The following is a 22,289-nucleotide window of genomic DNA, read 5'->3' as shown; positions in this document are numbered from 1 at the left end:
CGGGATGTTACCGAGCTTCTCAATCGACGGACATGGCCGTAACAGCGCGGGGTTCCAGCAGCAACATGGGGCGGCGGGGGCTTTCGAGGAGGGGCACGCCCGCACGGGCCGCCGCTTCATTCCCCGCTGGCGCCTGCCGGGGAGGGGCCGGAGGCGCCGCCGGAGTCCGTCGCACCAGGGAGAGGCGTGCTCTCAGAGCGGGCGTTGCCAGCGGGGCCCGCACCCCCGCGCTGCCGCTGGTCCAGCCGTTCCAGCACCAGGCGGTAGCCGTCGGCACCGTAATGCAGGAAGCGGTTGATGCGGCTGATGGTGGCCGAGCTCATCCCCGTCTCCCGCTGGATCTGCTCGTAGGTCTGGCCGCGGGCCAGGCGCTGCGCCACCTCGAAGCGCAGGGCGAGGGACTGGATCTCCCCCACGGTACAGAGATCCTCAAAGAAGCGGTAGCATTCCTCCAGATTCTCCAGGGACAGGATGGCCTCGAAGAGTCGATCGACCCGGGGGTGCTGTAGGCGGGACTGGTAGGCCACTGGGGCTCCTCCTGTCCGGTCCGGCCGGCTGCCGGTCAGGCTTCTTTGGGCAGCACCGCATCAGGGTTGCCGGACTGCTGGGGGCCGGCCGTCTCCCCACCGCCCGCGGTGGCCGCGTCCCCCGTCGCGGGCAGGCCGTCGCGAGCCCGCCGCTCCTGGCACCGGGGGCAGATCCCGTAGAACTCGAAGCGCTGTCCCAGGATGACGAACTCCGAGCGCTCCGCCACCCGCTGGCCGATGCCCTCCAGGGCGCCGGCATCGACGTCGAAGATGGCCTTGCAGTCGATGCACTGCACGTTGGCGTGGGCGTGGGGGTTGCCGTCGTAGCGCTGCACATCCCCCGGGAAGCCCAGCTGGCTGGCAAGGCCGAGTTCGACCAGAAGTTCCAGGGTGTTGTACACCGTGGCCGGGCTGATCATGGGGAAGCGCTCCCGGGCCTGCTGGTACAGCTCTTCGGCGCTGGGGTGGTGGGAACGGCGCGCGTTCTCCTGCAGCAGCTCGTAGATGGCCAGGCGCTGGGCCGTCACCCGGTACCCGCGATCTGCCAGAAGTCGCCGGAATTCGTCCATGGCCAGGGCCATCGCGCTCACAACCTTTCGCCGGCCGCTGCGGCCCCGCGGGCCGCTGGATCCCGTCCTGGCATCGAAGGCCGCGAAATTCTGCGATTCCCGATAAAATAGTTGCAACTCTAAATAGATCCTATTTTGATCTTAGGTTGGCGTTCGGAAGGGGGTCAAGAGCCCGTCCTCCCGCTGACTTCCGCCGGCGCCGCCGCGCTGTGCCTCGCCGGCCGCACGGCCAGCATCCGTAGCCCGTTGAGCATGGCCAGCACGGTGCTACCCTCGTGCCCCAGCACGCCCAGGGCCAGCCCCAGGCGCCCCACCAGGGTCAGGCTCACCAGGACCACGATCACGCTCAAGGCAAAGATCAGGTTCTGCCAGATGGTCCGCGTCGCTTGTCGGGCCAGGTCGAACACGAAGGGCAGCTTCTCGATCTCGTCGCTGACCAGCACCACATCGGCCGTTTCCAGGGCCACGTCGGTGCCCGCGGCACCCATGGCGATGCCCACCCGGGCCCGCGCCAGGGCCGGGGCGTCGTTGACGCCGTCGCCCACCATGGCCACGGGTCCCAGGGTGCGGGACAGTTCGTCCACCGCCTGGAGCTTGCCTTCCGGCAGAAGGCCCGCCCGGACCTCGGTGATGCCCAGCTGGGCGGCGATGACCCGGGCCACCTCCGGGCGGTCGCCGGTCAGCATGACGGGGATGAGCCCGGCCCGGCGCAGGGCGGCTACGGCCTCGCGGGCTCCCGGGCGGGGCGTGTCCTGGACGGCGATGCAGCCCAGCAGGTTCGGGCCCACGCCGGCCAGCAGGACCGTCTTGCCTTCCCGGGCCAGGCGCTCCATGACGGGCTCGGCCGCCGAGGGGTCGGCGCCGTGGCGGCGGGCGAACTCCGGGCTGCCGGCCCAGGCCAGGCCAAGCCCGGAGCGGGCCGCCACCCCGAACCCCGGCTCCGCCTGGGCGTCCTCCGCTTCGGCGGGGGTGATTCCCTCGGCGGCGGCCGCCGCCAGGACCGCCCGGGCCAGGGGGTGCTCGGACAGGCGCTCGGCCGTGGCGGCTGCCTGCAGCACGGCTTCCCGGGTGGCGCCGCCCAGGGGCACCACGTCGGTCACCCGCGGTTCGCCCCGCGTCAGGGTGCCCGTCTTGTCAAAGGCGACGACCCGGACGGAGGCCAGTTCCTCCACGTAGCGGCCGCCCTTGAGCAGGATCCCGCGGCGGGCGGCGTTGGCCACGGCCGACAGGACGGGCGCCGGCGCGCTGATGGCCACGGCGCAGGGCGAGGCCACCACCATCAGGACCAGGGCGCGGTAGATCGTCTGGGCAGGGTCGGCACCCCAGAGCAGGGGCAGCCCTGCGGCCAGGGCGGCGACGGCCACCACCGCCGTGGCGTAGACCTGCTCGATGCGGTCGATCAGGCGCTGGGTGCGGGAGCGGTCCTCCTGGGCCGCCTGCACCAGGGCGACGATGCGCGCCAGCATGGTGTCGGTGGCGGGCCGGGTCACCTCCACCTCCAGACCGCCCAGCTGGTTCATGGTGCCGGCGAACACCTCGTCGCCGGGACCCTTGGCCACCGGCACCGACTCGCCGGTGATGGCCGCCTGGTCCACGGTGGAACGGCCGGCCCGCACCCGGCCGTCGATGGGAATCCGCTCGCCCGGCCGGACGGCGATGACGTCGCCTACCCGCAGGTCTTCCACGGGCACCTCCTCTTCGGTGCCGCCGGGCCGCAAACGGCGGGCCGTTTCCGGCGCCAGGTCCATGAGGGCGCGGATGGCGCGGCGCGTGCGGTCCATGGCGTAAGACTGCAGGGCATTGCTCAGGGAAAAAAGGAAGAGCAGGGTGGCGCCCTCTTCCCAGGCACCCAGCCCCGCCGCCCCCAGGGCCGCCAGGACCATCAAGAGGTCTACGTCGATCACCCGCTGGCGCAGGGCCGCAAGGCCCGAAAGGGCGGCCGGGGTGCCGCCGGCCAGGTAGCTTGCCACGTAGAAGAACAGGCTGGCGGCCGGGGGCGCCCCCAGCCGTTCGGCCGCCACGCCGGCCAGCAGGCAGGCCAGGGTGGCCGCCGTCAACACCGCCAGGTGGTGCCGCGCCCAGAAGCCGGGTTCTTCCGGTCGGGAGCGGGGCCGCGGAGCCGCAGCGGGGCCGGACGCCTCCCCGGATCCGGCCGATCCCCCGGGTGTCCCGGCCCGCTCCCGGCCGGCAGGCACCGCCGCCCGAACCGGCCCTGGGAGAGCGGCCGGTGCTTCGGCCCCGGCGGCCCGGGATGCACCGGTCCCGGTGACGCCGGCCGGCCCCGCCGCAATGGCTCGCCGGCGGGTTGCCTGTTCGTCGTGAACCGCCTCAGGGACTGCCGGGGAACGGGCCACGTCGAAAGCCTCCTTCAAGCCAGCCTCCGCGCTTGTTGCCACACCCGGATAGGTGGTGCCGCGGCCGGTCGTCCCGCCGGCTGCGGGCTGGCGCAGGATTCTTGAAACTGAATTCCAGTCGCATTTGTTGATACTGTGTCCAACTTTGTAATGAGTATAAAATTTGGGTCTGCCGCCGGTCAACGGGTGGGTGTGCTGCCGGTCCGGCCCGGCGAAGGAAAGGGCCACCCTTGGCGCCCGCGCCGGCACCCGTTCCGCGCAGGGGCCACCCGGGAACCCGGGCGGAGGCCCGGGACGGCCGGGATCGGCCGGGACCGGAAACAGGGGCGGGCGCCCGTCCCAGCGGAAGGGGAAGCCGAGCTGCCGGTGGAGGGCCGGGGAAGAAGCCGGGGCCGGCCCAGGGGCCGGCCCCGCTGAAGAACATCATCCGGTGTTCCTGTGGTGCAGCGCGGGTGGCGCCGGCTTGACGATCAACCGGCGGCATCCTTTCACGATGCCGCCCGGGCGCCGGCGCCGCCGGCCGGGTTCGACCGGTTCGGGCGGTGCTGCCGGTACCGCAGCTCGTACGCCACGGCCCCCAGCGCCAGCCCGGCCGCGCTCATCAACCCGCCGGTGACCAGGACCAGGGGTGCCCGCAGCCACGGGTTGGGAACGCTCTCCAGGACCAGCATCATCAAAACCAGGAAGAGTGCCGCCGCCGCGGCCAGCCCGGCGGCCAGCAGCCGGAGGCGGGCCGGGCCCAACCCTTCGACCCGAAGGAAGAACCGGTGAGCCCTGGTGGGCGTCTTCCCTGCCGTCACGGTGTCACCGCCTTTGTTGCCCACCCTGCGGGGAATGCATCGACATTGAAGATACCATGAGGTCCATGCAGGCCGCCAGCTGCCGGGCAGGACGACCGGCCGGCCCTCTAGAAGCTGCTTCGGCCGCGTGCTACGTTGTTGTCATTCCACGATCTTGCAGGGAGAGGGGCGCCGATGAAGGGGCTGGGGACCCTGATCAACGTGGTGACGGTGCTGGCCGGCTCGGGGCTGGGGTTGTGGCTGGGCTCGCGGCTGCCCGCCCGGACCCGGGAGGTGTTGACGGGAGGCCTGGGGGTCGTCACGTTGCTGATCGGCCTGGACATGGCGCGGGCGACGGGGAACATCCTGATCGTTCTGGGCTCGGTGCTGGCCGGCGGGCTGGTGGGGACGGCGCTGGACCTGGACGGGCGGCTGGAGGCCATGGGCCGGACGGTGGAACGGGCCCTGCTCCGGGCATCCCGGGGCACGAGGCCGGCCGTGGCGGCCGGACGGGCCGGGCGCCCCGAGCCGGCCGAAGTCCCGCTGGCGGTGGCCGCGGCGGGAACGCCGGCGGGGACGGGCCCGGGGGCCGGAACCGGAGCTGGTGCCGGGCCGGGGCCGGCGGTCGTCCCCGCCGGTTCCGGCCCGGAGGGCGGCCGCCCGGAGGCCGGTCACCCGCAGGCGGGACCAGGCCCGTTGCAGGCGGGGGGCGAGGGCGCCATCGCCCGGGGCTTCATTGTCGCCAGCCTGCTCTTCTGCGTTGGACCCATGACCTTCCTGGGTTCGTTCCAGGACGGGCTGGCGGGCGACTACCAGCTGCTCGCGGTCAAGGCCACCCTGGACGGCTTTGCTTCCCTGGCCATGGCCCCTGCCCTGGGGCCGGGCGTGGCCCTTTCCGCCCTCACCGTGCTGGGGGTGCAGGGGAGCCTGACCCTGCTGGCCGGGTTCATCAGCCCGTGGATCAGCGAGCCCATGCTCAACGAGCTGACCGCGGCGGGCGGGGCGCTGGTGGTCATGATCGGCCTGGGCCTGCTGGACATCCGGCGGCTGCCCGTGGCCAATTTCCTGCCTGCCCTGGTCTTCGCCCCGCTGCTGGCCCGGCTGGCCGGCCAGGGATGACCGGGCGGGGCGCGGCGCCGCCTGCGGGGACACCAAACGGGTTGCTGCGGCGTAGGGTGAAAGGAGCACTCCCCCAGCGAGCCTTTGCAGCGTGGAGGAGGTATCGACCCGATGCCTGACGGCAACCCCGATCAAGGCGGCCTGGCCGGCGGTGCCCCCACCCGGGGAGGCAATCCTCCGGCGCCGGAGCCGTCCGGTGAAGGTGGCCTGGCCGGCGGCGCGCCGGCCCGCGGCGGCAACCCCCCGGCGCCTGAAGGGGGCCTGGCGGGAGGCGCCCCGACCCGCGGCGGGAACCCACCCGCCCCCGCGGCCCCGGCGGAAGGGGGCACGCCCCAGGAGCCCGTGCCCCAGCTTGGCCCGGCGCCCGCCGCTCCCGCCGGTGAGACGGCGCCTCCGGCCGGGCCGGGCCCGGAGAAGGCCGCAGCCCGGGGCGGCGCCTCCGAAGGCGTGCCGCCGTGCCCCGGCGGCCAGCCGGTCCAGGTCCAGCCGGGGGACACCCTGTTCCTGCTGGCCCAGCGGTACGGCGTTCCGCTGGCGGCCGTGATCCTGGCCAATCCCCAGATCGTCGACCCCGACCGCATCGTGCCCGGGCAGTGGATCTGCATTCCTTCGGCGCCCCCCGGCTGCCCCGGCGGCCGGCTGGTGGTGGTGCAGCCCGGCGACTCCCTGTTCACCATCGGCCAGCGCAACGGGGTGCCCGTGGAGGCCATGATTGCCGCCAACCCCCAGCTGGCGGACCCCAACCAGATCCAGCCCGGCCAGGTGGTGTGCGTACCTCGGGCGCCTGCGGGCTGCACGGGCATCCTGTACGTGGTCCAGCCCGGGGACACCCTGTTCCAGGTCGCCCAGCGCTTTGGCGTGGAGCTCCAGGACCTCGTCGCCGCCAACCCGCAGATCACCAACCCGGACCGCATCTGGCCCGGCGAGGTGGTGTGCGTCCCGGCAGGGGGATGAACCGGCGGGCGGGGCCGCCCTCCGGCCGCCCCCGCCGCGACCCCGGCATGCGCAGCCTCCGGCGAGCGAGCCCGGCCGGGCGGAACCGGCCGGGCTCGCTGCCTTTCTTCCGTGGCGGCGGCGTTCTTCCGGGCCGGGACGGCAGCTTTCTTCCGGGGCGGCGGCGCCCCCCGGGAGCCGCCGGGGCATACTCCCTCCAGGAAAGGGGACGGCTCGTCCCCGTCCCCAACAATCCCCTCCGGCGCGGCTCCGAGCCGCCGTGCGCGGCTCCGAGCCGCCATGGCCGGAGGGTGGAGGAGCGGAGAGCATGGCGAACCGAGCGGGCGGCAACGGTCAAGACCGGTCGCCCCGCCGCCCCGCGACCCCGCGACCTGCCGGGGGTGAGCGGGCGGCTGCCGAACCGCGGCGGGCGGGGGTGCCGGCGGCGGGCGGGATCGGCGGCCGGGAGGCGGGCGCCGCGCGCGGGGCCGCCGGTGCGGGCGCCGCGGGCGGCGCCGCCGGCGGCGAGGCGGCGGGCCGTGGCGGCGGCGGGGATCAGCCCAGGACCCCGGAGAGTGGCGGGCGTCGCCGCATGGTGCCCCAGCCCCTGCGAGCCCGGCCCATCGGCCTGCGGGCCGCCCGGGCGGGCGGCCGGCCCACCGGGCCCATTCCCCTGCCGGCCTACCGGCTCGAGGGCGCGGGAGCCGATGGGACGCCGGGACCGGGACGGGCGGGTGCCAACCGCACGGGGTCCATGGGAACCTCGGGGCCGGGCGCCGGCGGCGGCACGGGCGGCGGCGTGGCGGGCGAAACCGGCACCGTGACGGGACCGGGTCCCAACCAGAAGGACGACATCCGCCAGTCCTTGTGGGTGCGGCGGCCGGACCTCTTCTACGGCAAGCCCAACCGCGGCAGCCACCGCGCCGCCTTTGCGGAACCCCTGGCACCGGAGCGCGAGCAGCTGCAGGCGCCGTCGGACCCGGCCGCCCTGCGCCGGGAGGGGGTCGAACGCGTCCCCGCGGCCCGCGAGCTTCTGCCCCTGGGCGAGCAGGGGGCGCCTGCGGCGGCGGGCTACCTGCCCGCCCGGCCGTCGGAGGGCCGGGTCGACCGCCAGGTGGCCCGGCAGCTGACCCAACGGCCGTCCCCCAGCTCCCAGGGAAAGCCCGTTGCCCGGACCCGCCCGGCCGGGGTGGCCGCGGGTACCGTGCGCTGGGAAGCGGCGGGTGAACCCGGGGAAGGGATGACCGGTCCCGTCCCGGCGCAGGCCGGGCCTGGAGCGCCGGCCGCCGGGCGCGGGGACCCGGCCGCGGACGTCACGGCCCCGGCCAGGGCGCCGGCAGTCGCCGGCCCCGGCGACGGGGCCGAGCGGGAACCCGCTCCCGGGGACGGGCCTGCGGGCCCCGGCGAGCCTGCCGGTTCCTCCGAGACGGGTCCTGCTGCGATGGTTCAGGAAGTGGGGGGTGCCCCCGTGCCGCTGACGCCCGAGGCGGCCCTGGCCGCGGCCACCGGCCCCAACGCCGCCGGCAGCGTGCGCGAGAACCTGGGGGTCATGTTGCAGGCCTGGGCCGGACACGAGGTGGTTCCCCGCAGCCAGGTGGCCGGGGGGCAGCCCGCGGGAAACCCCGAGGCGCGCCCGGCGGCCGCAAGCCCCGGCGCGGGCGAGCAGGAGCAAGGTGGAGGCGGGCAGGATCGGGCGGGGGAGGCGCCCCTTGGGGATGCCGCCGGCGGCCACCGGCTGGAGGCGGCGGCGGAACTGCGGCCCCGCCCGCGGTTGACGGCGACCCTGCGGCCCCGCTCCTTTCCCCAGGGCAAAGCCGCGGCGGGCATCTACGGGCGGCCGCCGGGCGACCGGTCCACCGATGCCACGGCCCTGACCCGCGGTGCCATCCGGGCGGCGCGGGAGCGCTGGGAGTCCCGGGACGGCGGCGGGGAGGGCGGGCAGGAAGGCCGGACCCCGTAACGAAGAGGGCAACGATCTGCACTGGCTGGACTCGGGGGGTGCACGCGGGGGGGCCGGGGCGGCCCGGACGCCGGACCGGGACCGGCACCGGTCGCGGGGAGGGTGGGCATCGCCCTTCCCCCGGCGGGCCAGGCCATCCCGCCGGACGGGGGCCGCTGGTGCCGCCGGACGGGCTGCATGGATCGGCAGGACGCGCCCGCGCCCTAGGTGAGGTGAGCAAGGGCGTTGACGTCATCGCCTGTGGACGAACCCGCCGGCCGGCGGATTGCCGCGGCCCTGTGGGGCCTGGCTTGTGGAGAGGCCGTGGGACGGGCCTGGGGTTCCCCCCAGGCCGCGTCCGGGTGGCCCACGACGCCCCCGGCGGGCCCAGCCGGCCTCCGCGTGGGCCCGGCGACCCGCCTGGTGATCGCCCTGGCCCGGGCCGTCGCCGCCGGCGAGGGCCGGGTCGACCCCAGCCCGCCTGTGGAGGTCACCGCCGCCCTGGCCGGTTCTGCGCCCGGTCCCCTGGATCCGGCGCTGTGGGCGGTGGTGGCCGGCCTCATCAACCGGCCTGACGATCTGCAGTGGCTGGTGGAGGACGGGGTTGCCCTGGTCCAGGTGGTGGCCGGTGCCGCGCCGGTCCCGCCGCCGGCTCCCGCAGCCCTGGCGGCGGCCGCCGCCGTCGCTGCAGCCGTGTCGGCAGCGGTGGCGGGGGAGGGGCCGGAGGCGGTGCTGGACCGGGCCACCGAAGCCGCGGCCGCGGCCGTGGCGGTGGCAGGTTCGGCCGCAGGGGGTGAAGAGCCGGCCGCCGCCGTGGCCCATGCCCTGGACACCCTGCGCCTGACCCTGGCGGGGCGGGGGGCGGGCGAGCCACCGGGCCGGCTGGCCGCCATCCTGCGCAGTCGCTGGGAACCTGGCCTTGAACCCAGCCGGGCCGTCCCCTTTGCGCTGGTCCTGGCGGCAGCCTGCGGTGACGCCGGGCGGGCCATCCAGGAGGCGGCCGGCGCCGGGTTGCCCGGTGCCGCTTCACCCGGCGCGGCGCCGGTGGCGCCGGTGTTGGCCGCTCTGGCGGGCAGCGTGGCCGGGGCTCTGGCCCCCGCCAGCGTGCCCGCCGCCTGGACCGGTGCCCTCGACGAGCTTGCCCAGGACATGGAGCGCCTGGTCCCGGAACTGGCCCGCTTGCGGTAGCGTCTTGTTCGGGGAGATCCCCCGCGCCGGATGGGAAGGAGGCGGTGCCGTGTCCGAGCGGATCCTGCTGGTGGATGACGAGGCCGCCCTGGTCAAGGGCCTGCGCCGGAGCCTGGAGCAGGCGGGCTTCGAGGTGGAGGTGGCCACCGACGGGCGCCAGGCCCTGGAGAGGTTCGCGGCGGGCGGCATCGACCTCATCATCCTCGACCTGATGCTGCCCGAGGTCGACGGCCTGACGGTCTGCCGGGAAGTGCGCAAGACGTCCCAGGTCCCCATCATCATGCTGACCGCGCGGGACGAGGACGTGGACCGCATCGTCGGGCTCGAGTTGGGGGCCGACGACTACGTGGTGAAACCTTTCAACCCGCGCGAGCTGATCGCCCGCATCCGGGCGGTCCTGCGGAGGGTGAAGCCGGCCGGCGGGGTGGCGGCCGGCGTGGCCGTGGGGACGCCCGTGGCGCCCGGCCGCGCCGGCGCCCCGGCCGGTGGGCCGGGCAGGACCCCCGGCGGTACGGGGGCGGCGGGGGCAGCCGCCGGGGCAGGGCCGGCCACGGGGCAGGGGACGGCCGGGGCGGCTCCAGGGGCCGCAGCCCCGGGGGAGGGCGAGGGGGAGGTCCTGGTACGGGGACCGTTGCGCATCGACCGGGCCCGCTACCGGGTGACGCTCCAGGGGCGCGCCGTGGAGCTGACCCCCCGGGAATTCGACCTCCTGCTGGTGCTGGCCCAGCGGCCGGGTCGTGTCTACACCCGGGAACAGCTGCTGGAACAGGTATGGGGGTACGACTACGCGGGCGACACGCGCACCGTGGACGTGGCGGTGCGCCGGCTGCGGGAGCGCCTGGAACCGGACCCCGCCCATCCCGTCTTCGTCCGTACCAAGTGGGGTGTGGGCTACTATTTTGCTGAGCCGGAGGAGATCGCCCGCCGCCTGGGCGGTGGGGAGGCGGAGCCCGGGACCGGCGTAGGCCGCTAGCGCCGGGTGGGGAGCACCCCCGTCACCGCCGGAGGCCGGCGGGGGCCGTCAAGCGGTGGCCGGGAACGGTACCCGGCAGGGACCGGTCCGAGCGCCGGCGCCATGTCGCGGAAGGGGCGCCGCCCGTGCTCCGGGACGCGGCCCGGCGGTGCTGCGGTGCCACGAGGCCACCGGCTGGCCGGCCGCATCGCCGCCCCCGGCGGGAGCCGCGGCGGGAGCCCCGGCCGTTCCGGCGGGCGCCCGCCGCCCCTCCGTACCACCCTTGCCATCGGGAGACGGGTACCTTGTCCCTGCGCTGGAAGATCATCCTGGCCTTGCTGGCCGTGACCCTGACCAGCCTGGCCGTGACGGTCCAGGTGGCCAGCGACACCACCCGGGGTGTGCTGCTGCGCGACCGGCAGTCCCGGGCCCTGGCTACGGCAGCCTTCTTCGCCGGCAGCCTGGGCGATGCCATCGCCGAAGGCGACCGGGAGCGGCTGGCCAACCAGGTGGCGGCCCTGCGCCTGCAGGACCTGGGCCGGCTGCTGGCCGTGGACGACGCCGGGTTCGTCCTGGCCGACACGGCGGCGGGCACCGATGCCAGCCTGGTGGGCCACCGCCTGGAACACATCGAGATCGTCAGCGCCCTGCAGGGGGTGAGCCGTGCCGGCGTCCGCCGGCTGCCCGACGGCCGGTACGCCATGTACGCCGCGGCGCCGGTGCGCGGGGCGGGCGACCGGGTGGCCGGGGCCGTGGTCCTGTCCACCGACGTGACCGACGTCTTTGCCGCCGTGGACCAGATCCGCCGGCGCATGGTGCAGCTGGGGGCCCTCATCGCCCTGGGGGCCGGAGCCGTGGCCTACCTGTTCGGTGCCTACCTGGCGGCGCCGCTGCGGGAGCTGGCCCGGGCGGCGGGGCGCATCGCCCGCGGCCGGTTCGACGAGCGGGTGCCGGCCCGGGGCGGGGACGAGCTGGCCCAGCTGGCCCGGGCCTTCAACGACATGGCGGCCCACCTGGCCCGCATCGACGAGTCCCGGCGCGACTTCATCGCCAGCGCGTCCCACGAACTGCGCACGCCCGTGGCCGCCCTGAAGACCCTGACCGATGCCCTGATCCACGACCCCGACGCCACCCTTGAGGACTACCGCGAGTTCCTCCGCGACATCGACGACCAGGTGGAGCGCCTGGCGCGGCTGACCTCCAGCCTGCTCACCCTGGCCCGGCTGGACCGGGAGAAGGAAACCGTCGACCTGCGGCCTGTGCCGCTGGCGGAGCTGGTGACGGTGGTGGCGGGGTGGCTGGAGCCGGAGGCCCGCCGGCTGGGTTGCCGGATCCGCCTGGAAGGCCGGGGCAATCCCCAGGTGCTGGTCGACCGGACCAAGATGGAGCGGGCCATCACCAACCTCCTGGAGAACGCCATGAAATACGGCGGGCCCGGCCTGGTGCGGGTGGTCTTCGGCGAGCAGGTGGGCTTCGCCGCCGCGGCGGCTGGCGCCGCCCTGGCCGCCGAGCTGGCCCGGCCGGACGAACCGGCCTCTCCGGAGCCGCCGGCTCCGGGGGTCGGGGCAGCGGGCGCAGGCGGTGCCGGGGAGGCGCTAGGCCCGGGCACCGGCGCCCCAGGCCACGGGGGCGAAGCGGCCGCGGCAGCACCTGCCGGTGGGGACGGTGCGGCGAGGGCTGCGGGAGGTGGGGCCGTACCCGGGGCTCGAGCGGGGAGTCCCTGGGGCCCGGGGGCCGGTCCGGGCCCGGCGGGTGGAGCGGCTGCCGGGCCGGAGCCTGCCCGGCAGCCGGGCGCGGGGCGGGATGGCGATCCCGGTCCGCTGCCGGAGCCCGCGCAGCCGCCCGCGCCGGGGGCTGCGGGGGAGGGGCCGGCCGTGGCGCCGGCCGGGCCGGGCGGCCCGCCTCCCCAGGCAGCGGCCGCCCGCCCGCCGGATGGGGCCGGCCCGCCCGCGGGCGCCGTTCAGGGCGTCCAGGACGAGCCCGCCTATCGCGTGGTGGGCGACGACGATCCCCTCCGGCGGAGCCCGCGGGTCGCCTGGGTGTGGGTGATCGACCGCGGCCCCGGCATTCCTGCCGAGGAGCTTCCCCACCTGTTCGAGCGCTTCTACCGCGTGGACCGGGCACGGGCCCGGGGCGGCGATGCGGGTGGGGCCGGCCTGGGTCTGAGCATCGTGCGGGAGATCCTGCGCCTCCATGACGGCGTGGTGGCCGTGGCCAGCCAGCCCGGGCGGGGCAGCGCCTTCGCCCTGTACTGGCCTGTGGTGGAGTGGCCGCTGGGCGGGACGGCTGCGGGCGCCGGTACGGCGGCGGCCGGCGGGGCCGGGGCGTCGGCCGTGACGGCGCCGGGTGCGGCGCCAGGGGCCAGGGCCGCAGGCTGATCCGGCGCCTGCCTCCTCCCGCCTTCTCCTCGTCCGGGGACGGTCCCGTCCCGCGCCGCTGCGCCAGGGGGCAAGGGCTGGTCACGGCCGGTACCGTGGTTCCGCGCGGATTCGGTACAATGTAACCAATTTCGCGGACGAAGGCCGATGCGGCCGGCACGTTTCGAGGCGCGGCCGCGAGGCATGCCATTTCCGGACGACCAGGCGGCGGGCCGGGCGAGGGCCCGTTCGTCCGCCGAATCCGGCCCTTGGGGGTGACCGCTATCAGCCAGCCGGTGAAGAAATACCTGACGTGGCAGGACATCGAGCAGCTGGTCGACCGGCTGCTGCAGCAGATCCGCATCGACGAGTACGATGCCATGCTGGTGATTACCCGCGGCGGCATGGTGCCGGCCTGCCTGATCAGCGAAAAGACGGGCATGCGCAACATCCTGGTCGCGGCCGTGATGTTCTACACCGGGGTGGGGGAGACCCTCGACCGCCCCACCTTCCTGCAGTTCCCGCCCGACCCCTACCTGAAGGGGAAGCGCGTGCTGATCGTGGACGACGTCTGGGACAGCGGCCGCACCGTGGCCGCTGTGCGCCACCGGGTGGAAGAGGCGGGCGGCCATCCCGCCGTGGCCGTCATGCACTTCAAGCCCCAGCGCTCGGTGGTGCCGGGGCGGCCGGACTACTACGCCGAGGAAACCGACGAGTGGATCGTCTATCCGTGGGATCCCGAATCGGAGCGGTAACGACGGGTTTTGCAACTTCTCCGACACCTTGCTGATAAACGTGCGTAACCGCGTTGCGGTACGATGGCTGGTGGAGGGGAGGCCATCGTGTCCAGCCAAGACGTTTTTTCCCTCAAAGGGCTGCTCTTGTCGTACCGCCCTGCTGCCCGGGGGCCCCACCCGTTGCGGCGGCAGGCGGCCGCGGGGCCCGTCCAATCCGCCCGGCCGGGCCGGCATCGGGCTGCCGCGGTCGCCGTGGCGCTGCTGCTGGTGGCGTCCCTGGGCCTGGCCGCATGCGGCCAGGCGGCCGTCGGCGGTCCCAACGAGCTGGTGATCGCTCCCGACGCAGCCGGGGCGGAAGACGGCCTCCCACCGGCGTCCACCGATCTGGAGGGAGCGCCGGCCATCGTTCCCAACCCCGCTGACGAGCGCGTCACCATCACCCTCTTCTACGGGTCCCGCTCGGGCGTGCTGGATCCCTGGCCCTGGCGGCGGACCGTCGACCGGCCCCAGCGTACCGCCGACCTGGCGCGCATCGCCGTCGAGAACCTGCTGGAGCCCCCAGAGAACTCGCCCTTCGTTTCGGTGCTGCCGCGGGGGACCCGGGTGCTGTCGGTGTCCGTCGATGACAGCCAGCAGACGGCCTACGTCAACTTCTCCGAGGAACTGGTCAAGAACCACCCCGGCGGCAGCTACGGCGAGGGCGTGACCATCCACGCCGTCGTCCAAACGCTGACGGGCATCCCGGGCATCCGCCGGGTGCAGATCCTGGTGGAGGGCAAGCCGGTGGAGACCCTGGCGGGGCACATCGCCATCGACAGGCCTTTGGAGCGGCTGATGATCGTGCCTGGCGGCCCCGTGCCGGGGGCGGTGCCGGGTCCTGCCGCGGATGAACCGGCCGGCGGGGAGGCTGCAAGCCAGGCGGCCGGAGCGGCAGCCTCCGCCGGGAGCCAGGGGGCCGGTTCGTCCGGCGCCGCCGGCGGCGGGTGGACGCCCTGGCAGATGGAGATCGACGACGCGGTGATGAACTTCTTCCAGGGCGAGGTCGTCCAGGGGCGGATGCAGTGGCTCACGGACCCTGTGGAGGCGGCCCGGTACCTGGCCACCACCTTCGGGTTCTACGGCTGGGACGAGTACGTGCTGCTCCACCGGACCGACCGGGGCGAGGGTTCCGGCGTGGGCGAGGCGCTGGTCCGGGTGCGCCACGGCGACAGCTATTACACCTTGCACATGATCCAGCCCCGGGAGCAGGGCGAGCGGGGCATCTGGGTGATCCATGACATCCGCTCGCGGGCCGTGCAGACGGGGCGCAAGCCGGTGGATGCCGGCCTGGTGCGGGACTGGCAGGAGGAAGTGGACGGCGGCGCCAACCTCTGGCGCCTCGACCCGGTGGACGCCGTGCGGTACCAGGGTGGCCTTTACGGCTTCGACCCCTACAGCGACGAGTTCACCCTGGTCAACGTGGACCTCGGCCGGGGGCAGGCGGTGGTGCGGGTCAAGCACGACGGCCGGGACTACGAGGTGATCTTGACTCAGCCGGTGCGCCGGGGCGAGAAGGGTGTCTGGTGGATCGACACCATCCGGGCGCTGCCGGCGGACAAGAACCGGTAGGCTGGCACGGCCACGGCCCGGCCGGTGCGGCAGCAGCCGGGCCGGTACGGCCGGGCGAAGGGATCCATGGGAAAAGGGGCGGCGGCACCGGGAGCCCGGGTTCCCGGTGCCGCCGCCCTTTCACGCTGCGCCAGCGCGCTGCGTCAGCTGGAGGTACCCGCGGACTTGCTCTCCTGCTTGCCGCCAAAGTAGCCGACCAGCCAGGTGAGGACCGCCGACGCCAGGATGGCCGCGATCATGTTGGCGCCGTCCAGGGTCCAGCCCCAGTTGCCCGGGATGAAGGCACCCAGGACGCCGCCGATGACACCCGTCACCAGCGAGCCGGGCAGGTTGCCGGGGAACTGGCGGCCACCGATGGCGTAACGGCCTACGGCCCACCCAAGGATCAGACCGGCGACGATGGCGGCCACCCAACCAAGCACACCCATCATCGCAACCGCCCTCCTTTGCGTCCAGGGTTCGAGGCCGGCCGCCGTGCCCTTGCGGGCCGGCGGACCGGCGGGTCGCTTCCGGGAAGACCGGCGAGCCGGCCGCCCGGGCCCGGCCGGGCCGGCCTTCTGCCTTCACCGTATGCAGGATCGTCAGGGAAGGTCAAAGTCGAAGGGTAGCCTTTAGCGGAAGTGGAAGCAAATCGCAAGGCCGGAATATAAGAACTGCGTCATTCATACTTTCCGAAACTTCATAAATCAAGCCATTTCTACGCAAATCACATCCCGGACGGGCTGGGCGGGAGAAGCCGCCCGGTTCACCGCGCAGGTGGAGGAGGACTTGGCGGCCCGGCCGGCAGGGAACGACGGGCACGCCGGCGAATGGCGGAAAGGCGAATACGTGTTCCGTGGGCGGCGTACCGCCGGGGCCCCGGCCGGCGTCGGCCCCAGGAACCCGCAGTGATATAGAACCCGCAGCGATATAAGACCGGGCGACGGGGGGATGGCTATGCAGGTGCAGGCGGGCCGTGGCGGCCGGACGCGGACACCGGGCGGTACGCCGTGGGTCGCAACCTTCTCCATCGTGGCGGCGGACCCTGCAGCCGGCATCTGGGGGATCGGAGTCCAGTCCAAGTTCCTCGCCGTCGGGGCGGTGGTGCCCTGGGCCGAAGCGGGCACCGGCGCCATCGCCACCCAGGCCTGGGCCAACGTGAGCTACGGCCCCGACGGCCTGGCGCTGTTGCGCCAGGGCCTCTCGGCGGAAGAGGTGGTGGCCCGCCTGGTGGAGGCCGACCCCGAGCGGGATCACCGCCAGCTGGGGGTGGTCGACGCCCAGGGGCGGGCGGCAGCCTACACGGGCAAGGCCTGCTTCGAGTGGGCCGGGCACCGGGTGGGCGAGGGGTATGCCTGCCAGGGCAACATCCTGGCTGGTCCCGCCGTGGTGGACGAGATGGCCCGGGCCTACGAGGCGGCCCGCGACCGCGGCCTGCCCATGGAGGAGCGCCTGATCGAGGCGCTGCGCGCGGCCCAGGCGGCGGGTGGCGACCGGCGCGGGCAGCAGTCGGCCGCCCTGCTGGTGGTCAAACCCCAGGGTGGCTACGGCGGTTACAACGACCGCTGGCTGGACCTGCGGGTCGACGACCACCCGCGGCCCATCGAGGAGCTGGACCGGCTGATGCGCCTCCACCGGCTCTACTTCGGGACGCCCGACCCGAGCCGGCAGGTGCGCCTGGAGGGTCCCGTGGTGGGGGAGATCCAGCAGCTCCTCCTGGCGACGGGCTACTACCGGGGGCCCCTCACCGGCCGGCTGGACGAGGCGACCCTCAGCGCCCTGCAGGCCTTCCAGCTCAACGAGAACTTCGAGGAGCGGGTGGTGGGCCCGGAGGTCATGGACGGGGATGTGCTGGATTACCTCCGGTCCCTGGCCCGGCGGCAAGCGGGCGACGGCGGGGCGGGGTCGGCCCGGAGCCGGTGACCGGAACGCCCCGGTGAAGGGCAGGACCGGCAAAGGGAGGCCGTGGACAGGGTGGCCTGGGTGATATGACACCGGGTACGCGTCCGTCCCATTCCGCCATCCGCATCACCCGCCAGCAGGCGGCGGCTTACCTGCTTTTCCGGCTCGGCCTGGCCGGGTCCCGCTCCAGTACGCCCACGGGGCCGGCCGGCGTGGAGGCGGTACTGAAGCGGCTGGGTGCGATCCAGCTGGACCCGGTCAATGTGGTGGACCGCAATCACCACCTGGTGCTCTTCAACCGCATGGGCGAGTACCGGCCGGCGTGGCTGGAAGATCTGTACCAGCGGGGCCGGGTCTTCGAGGCCTGGTGCCATGCCCGGTGCATCCTGCCCGCATCCCTGTATCCGGCCTTCCGGCCGGCCTTCCGGCGATACGGGGAGGCCGAGCTGGAGCCCGCCGTACGGCAGTGGATGGAGCGGATCCTGGCCCTGGTGGAGGCCTCCGGCCCCGTCTCCGCGCCCAGCTTGAAGCGCCGGAGCGGGTGGTCGGCTACTGGGATCGGGATGTCCCCCGGACCCGGGCCGTGAGCCAGGCCCTCCAGCACCTCTGGGAGGAAGGCCGCCTGGTGGTCCGGTGGCGGCGGGGCAACGAGCGGTGGTATGACCTCCCGGAACGGGTCCTGCCGGACGGCGTCGCCCGCCAGGAGCTGGACGAAGCGGAGGCGGCGGAACAGCGCCTGCGCCACTACGCCCAGGCGATGGTCCTCTTCGACGCCGGCGACCCCTGCTTCGGGTGGCAGCGCTGGCCGGCGGCGCGGCGGCGCCAGGAGGCCGAACGGCGGGTGGCGGCGGGCCAGTGGGTGCAGGTGGCCGTGGAGGGAGTCCGGCGGGTTTACTACGCCTTGGCCGAAGACCGTCCTGTCCTGGAGCGGGCGGCCGATCTGCCGGCGCTGCACGAGGCGCGGTTCCTCCCGCCCCTGGACAACCTGCTGTGGCGGCGGTCCCGGCTGCAGGACCTCTTTGGCTTTGAGTACACCTGGGAGATCTATCTTCCGGCCCACAAGCGGCGTTACGGGCCCTACACCATGCCCGTGCTGTACCGGAACGGGCTGGTGGGCCGGATCGACCTGGAGTTCCGCCAGGCTGGCCGCACGCTGGTGCTTCAGCGGCTGGAGCTGGAGCCTGCCCGGCAAGAGCACCGCAGGGAGATCCGGCGGGCGGTGGAGGCGGAGCTCGAGCGCCTGGGCCGGTACCTGGCGGCGGAGTCCATCGAGGTGGCGGCGCGCCGCTGAAGCTGCAGCGGGTCATGCCGCCCGGGCACCAGGTCCAGGTCCGGCGCGCCCATCCCGGGATCCACCATTCCGGCATCGGATCCTTCCCGGGAGCCGCCATCCCGGGGAAAGGAGTCCGGGGGCCGGTGGGCGTGAGCGCCAAGGCCCGGTGACCGTCAGCCCTCGCCCGGCGTGAAGACGATCTTCACCGCCCCCGAGGCGCGCCGGTCCAGGGCCGCCTTGAGGGCCTCGCGGTAGCGGGCCAGGGGGAAGCGGTGGGTGACCATCCGCTCCACCGGGAGATCGGGGTGGCGGGCCAGGGCCTCCAGCACCAGATCGAAGGTGTGGACGGCCCGCCCGCCCACCTGCTCGAGGCCGTAGCCCACGGCGCCCACGATGTCCAGCTCCCGCATCCAGACGAAGGTCCAGTCAAGGCGGGAGATCTCCCCGGCGGCACCCAGCAGGATCACGGTACCGCCCTCCCGGGCCAGCCGCAGGGCGTCATCCAGGGAACGGCGGGTCCCGGCGCAATCGATCACCAGGTCGAACCCGCCCCGGTAGACATCGCGGCCCAGCAGGGGGCGGAAGGCCCGGGCGCCCGCTTCCACGGCGGCGCGCCCCAGGTCCTGGGGCGCCACCACCTGGTCGGCACCCAGCTCCCGGGCCAGCTGGGCCTGCATGCCGTGGCGCGCGGCCACGGTGACGTGGGCCCCATAGCCCAGCAGCCGCAGGGCGGCCACCGCCGAGAGCCCGATGGTGCCGGCGCCGATCACCAGCACCCGGGCGCCCGGCGCAGGCGGCCGGCGCAGCAGGCCGTGGGCGGCGATGGCCAGGGGCTCCACCAGCACGGCCCGTTCGTCCGGGATGGTGTCGGGCACGGGGTGGAGCTGCATGGCATGGGCCAGCATCCGCTGGGCCCAGCCGCCGGGCAGGTCGCGGCAGTAGCCCACCAGAAACCCGGGGGCCAGGGCCCCGCCGGTGCAGTTCTGGCAGAGGTAGGGGAAACCCCGCTGGCACTGGGCGCAGGGCGGCAGCCCCCGCATGGTGCACGAGATGGACGGGTCGATGACCACCCGGGTGCCGGCAGGCCACGGGACCCGGGCGCCTGCCTCGGCGATGACCCCGACCACCTCATGACCGAGCACCGCCGGAAAGGAACTGAAGGGGGAGGCGGAGGGGGAGGTGTGGGCGGCGATGACCCCCATGTCCGAGCCGCAGAGGCCCGACAGGCGCGGTGCGACGACGGCCCAGTCGTCCCCCGGCAGCACCGGGTCGGGCCAGTCGGTATAGGTCACCGGCCCGGCGGGACCGTACACCAGCCAGGGCCAGCGATGGGCCAGCAGCTTGGCCAGGACCACCCGGGGCAGCGAGAGCCGGTAGACCAGGGCCTTCATGCAGCCGCCTCCTCTCCCGACAGGCGCCGGGGCGCCGCTTTACCTACCACTTCAGGCGCCGCTTCAGCTCATGGGCACCTGGCGCTGGATCCGCCCCTCGATGCGCTCGAAGATGTCGTCCAGCGACCGGCCGGTGATGGTCAGGCCGTGGTTCTTGAGCCCGATGACCGCCGCGGCCGGGTCGGGCGCCTGGCGCACCAGCTCCGCCACCGCCGTGGCCAGCTCGTAGGTGCCGCACGGGTAGTTGGCCTCCGTGGAGGGCACCCCGTCCATCCAGGCATGGACGTGGATGATCGCCTGCACCTCGGGGTGCTCCCGGTAGATCATCCAGTGCTCGATGGCGTCGACGGAGACCCGCCGCGGTTCGATGCCCGCCGGCACGCTGAGGATCATCGCCTGGCGCTCGGGATCGTAGTCCTTGACCAGCAGGATGTCGCGGCCCACCACCTCCATCCGCGACTTGTCGATCCCGCTGGCGCTCATCCAGAAGGTGTTGCCCTCGTGGCGGGCGCTCAGGTTGCCGTAGCTCAAGCCCCCGATGCCGTACAGCAGCTTCAGGTGGCGCAGGTCCCGGGGGGAGAGGTACTCCTCCAGCGGGAACGGTGCCGGCAAAAGGTCCAGCGCCGCCAGCCGCCGGCCGGCCCGGGCCAGGGCACGGGTGGTGTCGTTGCCCTCCCAGAGCGCTTCCGGCAGGTCGGGTTCGAACACGTTGTCCAGGACGAACCGGGACTGGGCCAGGGGCCGCAGCCGCTCGTACACCTCTTCGAAGAAGGCGCCCTCGTTGCGGGTTTCGTAAGCCACCTGGTAGTGGCCGAGTTCCGGCGTGATGAAGTGCAGCGTGCGCCGGCCGTCTTCATCGGTGACGTAGATCAGCAGGTTCGACAAGGTGCGGACCAGGTACGGGTAGGCCCGCTGGAGCAGGTTGGCCCCGGGCTCTCCCTCCATCAGGGTCACGACGAAGGTGCCCCGGGACTGGCGCCGGAAGGGCCGCGGATCGGCCGGGTCGGCCACCTGGATGGCCAGGCCCAGGTCGGGGTCGTCGGCGGTGGTGGGCTCATGCCCGTGCAGGTCCAGCACGCCGCGCAGGCCGGCGATCAGGCGCCCCAAGAAGTCGTCCCGCGCCGGGGCCAGCAGGGCGTAACGCATGACCAATCCCCTCCCTCGAGGCTGGCATGGAGCACGGCCGGCGGGCCGCTCCGGCCGGGGCGGGGGGAATCCCCCGGCGGCATGCCGCCCGCGGGCCTGGCGGGGCAGGGGACCGCCGGCCGGTGGCTGCCCGCGCCGCACGCATCCCCCGGCACGGCGGGCCTGGCAGGCCTGGGCAACCCCTGCCACCGGTGGTAGTCTGTCCCGCATCGCTGCATGACATTTTAGGAAGAAAGGGGCGGGTTCCTCCCGGTGGCGGGCCGCGGGCCCGCTCCAGCGGGCCCGCGCCGGCCACGCACCCGCGGGCAGGCCCGCACGCTTCAGGGGGTGCGGAACCCATGAACTGGATCAGCCGGCTACGAAGCGGAAACGGGCTCCCGGTCCCAGAAGGTCCAGCAGCGGCACGTCGTCGGGGTGGACCCAGGCCACCACGTTGACCCGCGGGTCGGCGGGAAGGTCCTGCAGGGTCACCTGCAGCTCGCCCGCATAGCGCAGGTAGCCGGCATTGTCCACCGTCACCGTGCCCCGGGGCCGGGGTTCCGCCGGCCGCGGTTCGATCATCGCCCCCTGGCCCGCGTAGGCCCGGGAGGCTGTCGAGCGCAGCACCGCTTCGGCCGGGTCGACCCGGTTCACGTGGACGACGTCCAGCAGGATGTGCCGCTCGGCGGCCGTCGCCGCGGGGTGGAGGCGCACCCGCAGGGGCACACCGTCGCCCAGCCACACCTCCCGCACCCCCTGCAGTTCCGCCGGAGACGGGCCGGGGTCGCCAAAGAGCACCGTGTGTACGCAACCCAGGGCCCGCAGTTCGGCCGCGGCCCGGTCGGGGGGAAGGCGGCGGTGGCGCTCCAGGGTGGGCAACCCTTCCCGCAGGGGTCCCCGGCGGCCGGCCTGGGAGGGGACGAAGGCGGCCACCCGGATGCCGCGCCGCGCCAGTTCCTCCGACCGGTGACGGAAGAAGTCCAGACCCAGCCCCGTTTCCGGGCGCGGGTAGAAGTTGTGGCAGGCCGCCAGCCGTTCGGGCCGGGCGCCGGCCGCCAGGATACGGTCCAGGTCGGCCGCCGTCACGGTGCTGGCGTTGAGCACCACGTCCAGGCCGTAAGGGTTGCGGGTCATGGCGGCGATGGCGGGGGCGTCGTAACCGTAGTCGACCCGCAGGGCGGCCAGGCCGAGGCGGGCCAGGGGCGCCAGGTCGCCGGGGGTGGCGCCCAGGGCCGCCAGGGCGGGGGGTGCCACGTCGGCCCAGAGGCGCAGGCCCAGGCGGCCGGCCAACCCGGCCAGCCGCTCCAGCAAGCCGGCGGTGGCGGCCGGCGATGCCTCGGGCAGGTGCAGGGACGTGAAGACCTCGGTGTAACCGTGCCGGGCCGCCTGTTCCAGCAGGCGGGTGATGGCCGCCTCGCTGCCCTCCGGTCCGTAGCCCGGGTAGATGGCCACGCCCAGGGTGAGGGCGGGAGCCTGTTCGTGGGGAGCCTGTTCGTCCATGGGACAACCTCCCTGGGAGGATCCGGGCCGGCGCGTTGACCCTGGCCCGGGGGATGT

General features: G+C 74.3%; 17 protein-coding genes and 1 pseudogene. 10 read left to right on the top strand and 8 right to left on the bottom strand.

The window, feature by feature from the left end; translation table 11 throughout:
• Positions 1-116: 116 nt before the first annotated feature.
• From ACZ5T9_RS11110 to ACZ5T9_RS11095, 4 genes are all read right to left on the bottom strand, one after another.
• Positions 117-527, bottom strand: a complete 411-nt coding sequence (locus ACZ5T9_RS11110; protein WP_464833140.1) for a YerC/YecD family TrpR-related protein — start codon at positions 525-527, stop codon at positions 117-119.
• 35 nt (positions 528-562) lie between these two features.
• Positions 563-1,108, bottom strand: a complete 546-nt coding sequence (locus tag ACZ5T9_RS11105) for a Fur family transcriptional regulator (RefSeq protein ID WP_006904229.1) — start codon at positions 1,106-1,108, stop codon at positions 563-565.
• Positions 1,109-1,260: 152 nt separating this feature from the next.
• Positions 1,261-3,450, bottom strand: coding sequence for a heavy metal translocating P-type ATPase (locus tag ACZ5T9_RS11100; protein WP_464833139.1), 2,190 nt, complete (start codon positions 3,448-3,450; stop codon positions 1,261-1,263).
• Between the two features lie 488 nt (positions 3,451-3,938).
• Positions 3,939-4,250 carry a hypothetical protein gene (locus ACZ5T9_RS11095; protein WP_006904227.1) on the bottom strand — a complete coding sequence of 104 codons (312 nt, stop codon included), beginning with the start codon at positions 4,248-4,250 and terminating at the stop codon, positions 3,939-3,941.
• 174 nt (positions 4,251-4,424) lie between these two features.
• Here ACZ5T9_RS11095 and ACZ5T9_RS11090 point away from each other — a divergent pair, with 174 nt between their 5' ends.
• The 8 genes from ACZ5T9_RS11090 to ACZ5T9_RS11055 all read left to right on the top strand — a co-directional run bounded on the left by ACZ5T9_RS11090 (position 4,425) and on the right by ACZ5T9_RS11055 (position 15,062).
• Entirely contained in the window at positions 4,425-5,348 is a 924-nt protein-coding gene (locus ACZ5T9_RS11090) for a DUF554 domain-containing protein (protein WP_464833136.1), read from the top strand.
• Positions 5,349-5,459: 111 nt separating this feature from the next.
• A complete protein-coding gene (locus tag ACZ5T9_RS11085; protein WP_464833135.1) occupies positions 5,460-6,302 on the top strand; it encodes a LysM peptidoglycan-binding domain-containing protein in 843 nt (280 codons plus the stop codon).
• Positions 6,303-6,609: 307 nt separating this feature from the next.
• Positions 6,610-8,241, top strand: coding sequence for a hypothetical protein (locus ACZ5T9_RS11080; RefSeq protein WP_464833134.1), 1,632 nt, complete (start codon positions 6,610-6,612; stop codon positions 8,239-8,241).
• Between the two features lie 225 nt (positions 8,242-8,466).
• Positions 8,467-9,408: a hypothetical protein gene (locus ACZ5T9_RS11075; RefSeq protein WP_006904223.1), complete on the top strand. Its 942-nt coding sequence runs from the start codon at positions 8,467-8,469 to the stop codon at positions 9,406-9,408.
• A 49-nt stretch (positions 9,409-9,457) separates the two neighbouring features.
• On the top strand, positions 9,458-10,381 hold the full coding sequence (locus ACZ5T9_RS11070; RefSeq protein WP_006904222.1) for a response regulator transcription factor: 924 nt from the start codon (positions 9,458-9,460) through the stop codon (positions 10,379-10,381).
• Positions 10,382-10,665: 284 nt separating this feature from the next.
• Complete coding sequence (locus ACZ5T9_RS11065) at positions 10,666-12,738, top strand: ATP-binding protein (protein ID WP_464833132.1); 2,073 nt, start codon at positions 10,666-10,668, stop codon at positions 12,736-12,738.
• 254 nt (positions 12,739-12,992) lie between these two features.
• Positions 12,993-13,472, top strand: coding sequence for a phosphoribosyltransferase (locus ACZ5T9_RS11060; protein WP_242823376.1), 480 nt, complete (start codon positions 12,993-12,995; stop codon positions 13,470-13,472).
• Between the two features lie 87 nt (positions 13,473-13,559).
• Positions 13,560-15,062, top strand: a complete 1,503-nt coding sequence (locus tag ACZ5T9_RS11055; protein ID WP_464833131.1) for a GerMN domain-containing protein — start codon at positions 13,560-13,562, stop codon at positions 15,060-15,062.
• A 143-nt stretch (positions 15,063-15,205) separates the two neighbouring features.
• On the opposite strand, the gene ACZ5T9_RS11050 is transcribed toward ACZ5T9_RS11055, so the two are convergent.
• Positions 15,206-15,493, bottom strand: coding sequence for a GlsB/YeaQ/YmgE family stress response membrane protein (locus ACZ5T9_RS11050; protein WP_006904218.1), 288 nt, complete (start codon positions 15,491-15,493; stop codon positions 15,206-15,208).
• Positions 15,494-15,992: 499 nt separating this feature from the next.
• Here ACZ5T9_RS11050 and ACZ5T9_RS11045 point away from each other — a divergent pair, with 499 nt between their 5' ends.
• Complete coding sequence (locus ACZ5T9_RS11045) at positions 15,993-16,964, top strand: DUF1028 domain-containing protein (RefSeq protein ID WP_464833129.1); 972 nt, start codon at positions 15,993-15,995, stop codon at positions 16,962-16,964.
• Positions 16,965-17,029: 65 nt separating this feature from the next.
• A pseudogene (locus ACZ5T9_RS11040) lies at positions 17,030-18,234 on the top strand (winged helix-turn-helix domain-containing protein).
• Positions 18,235-18,389: 155 nt separating this feature from the next.
• Here ACZ5T9_RS11040 and ACZ5T9_RS11035 read toward each other — a convergent pair.
• The 3 genes from ACZ5T9_RS11035 to ACZ5T9_RS11025 form a co-directional block, all read right to left on the bottom strand.
• On the bottom strand, positions 18,390-19,607 hold the full coding sequence (locus ACZ5T9_RS11035; protein WP_464833128.1) for a zinc-dependent alcohol dehydrogenase: 1,218 nt from the start codon (positions 19,605-19,607) through the stop codon (positions 18,390-18,392).
• Between the two features lie 63 nt (positions 19,608-19,670).
• Positions 19,671-20,753, bottom strand: coding sequence for a class II aldolase/adducin family protein (locus ACZ5T9_RS11030; protein ID WP_464833126.1), 1,083 nt, complete (start codon positions 20,751-20,753; stop codon positions 19,671-19,673).
• A gap of 348 nt (positions 20,754-21,101) precedes the next feature.
• Positions 21,102-22,232 (bottom strand): DUF871 domain-containing protein, encoded by a 1,131-nt coding sequence (locus ACZ5T9_RS11025; protein WP_464833125.1) that lies wholly within the window; start codon positions 22,230-22,232, stop codon positions 21,102-21,104.
• Between the last annotated feature and the right edge of the window lie 57 nt (positions 22,233-22,289).

It is taken from the genome of Thermaerobacter nagasakiensis (assembly GCF_055396825.1).
The sequence above is the reverse complement of the archived record's forward strand: the minus strand, read 5'-3'. Positions and strand labels throughout refer to the sequence as shown.

Bases quoted from the DNA above. Each gene is read 5' to 3' on its own strand.
- ACZ5T9_RS11105 (WP_006904229.1), bottom strand. From the start codon at position 1,108: ATGGCCCTGGCCATGGACGAATTCCGGCGACTTCTGGCAGATCGCGGG.
- ACZ5T9_RS11090 (WP_464833136.1), top strand. From the start codon at position 4,425: ATGAAGGGGCTGGGGACCCTGATCAACGTGGTGACGGTGCTGGCCGGC.
- ACZ5T9_RS11085 (WP_464833135.1), top strand. From the start codon at position 5,460: ATGCCTGACGGCAACCCCGATCAAGGCGGCCTGGCCGGCGGTGCCCCC.
- ACZ5T9_RS11080 (WP_464833134.1), top strand. From the start codon at position 6,610: ATGGCGAACCGAGCGGGCGGCAACGGTCAAGACCGGTCGCCCCGCCGC.
- ACZ5T9_RS11050 (WP_006904218.1), bottom strand. From the start codon at position 15,493: ATGATGGGTGTGCTTGGTTGGGTGGCCGCCATCGTCGCCGGTCTGATC.
- ACZ5T9_RS11045 (WP_464833129.1), top strand. From the start codon at position 15,993: ATGGCTATGCAGGTGCAGGCGGGCCGTGGCGGCCGGACGCGGACACCG.
- ACZ5T9_RS11035 (WP_464833128.1), bottom strand. From the start codon at position 19,607: ATGAAGGCCCTGGTCTACCGGCTCTCGCTGCCCCGGGTGGTCCTGGCC.
- ACZ5T9_RS11030 (WP_464833126.1), bottom strand. From the start codon at position 20,753: ATGCGTTACGCCCTGCTGGCCCCGGCGCGGGACGACTTCTTGGGGCGC.
- ACZ5T9_RS11025 (WP_464833125.1), bottom strand. From the start codon at position 22,232: ATGGACGAACAGGCTCCCCACGAACAGGCTCCCGCCCTCACCCTGGGC.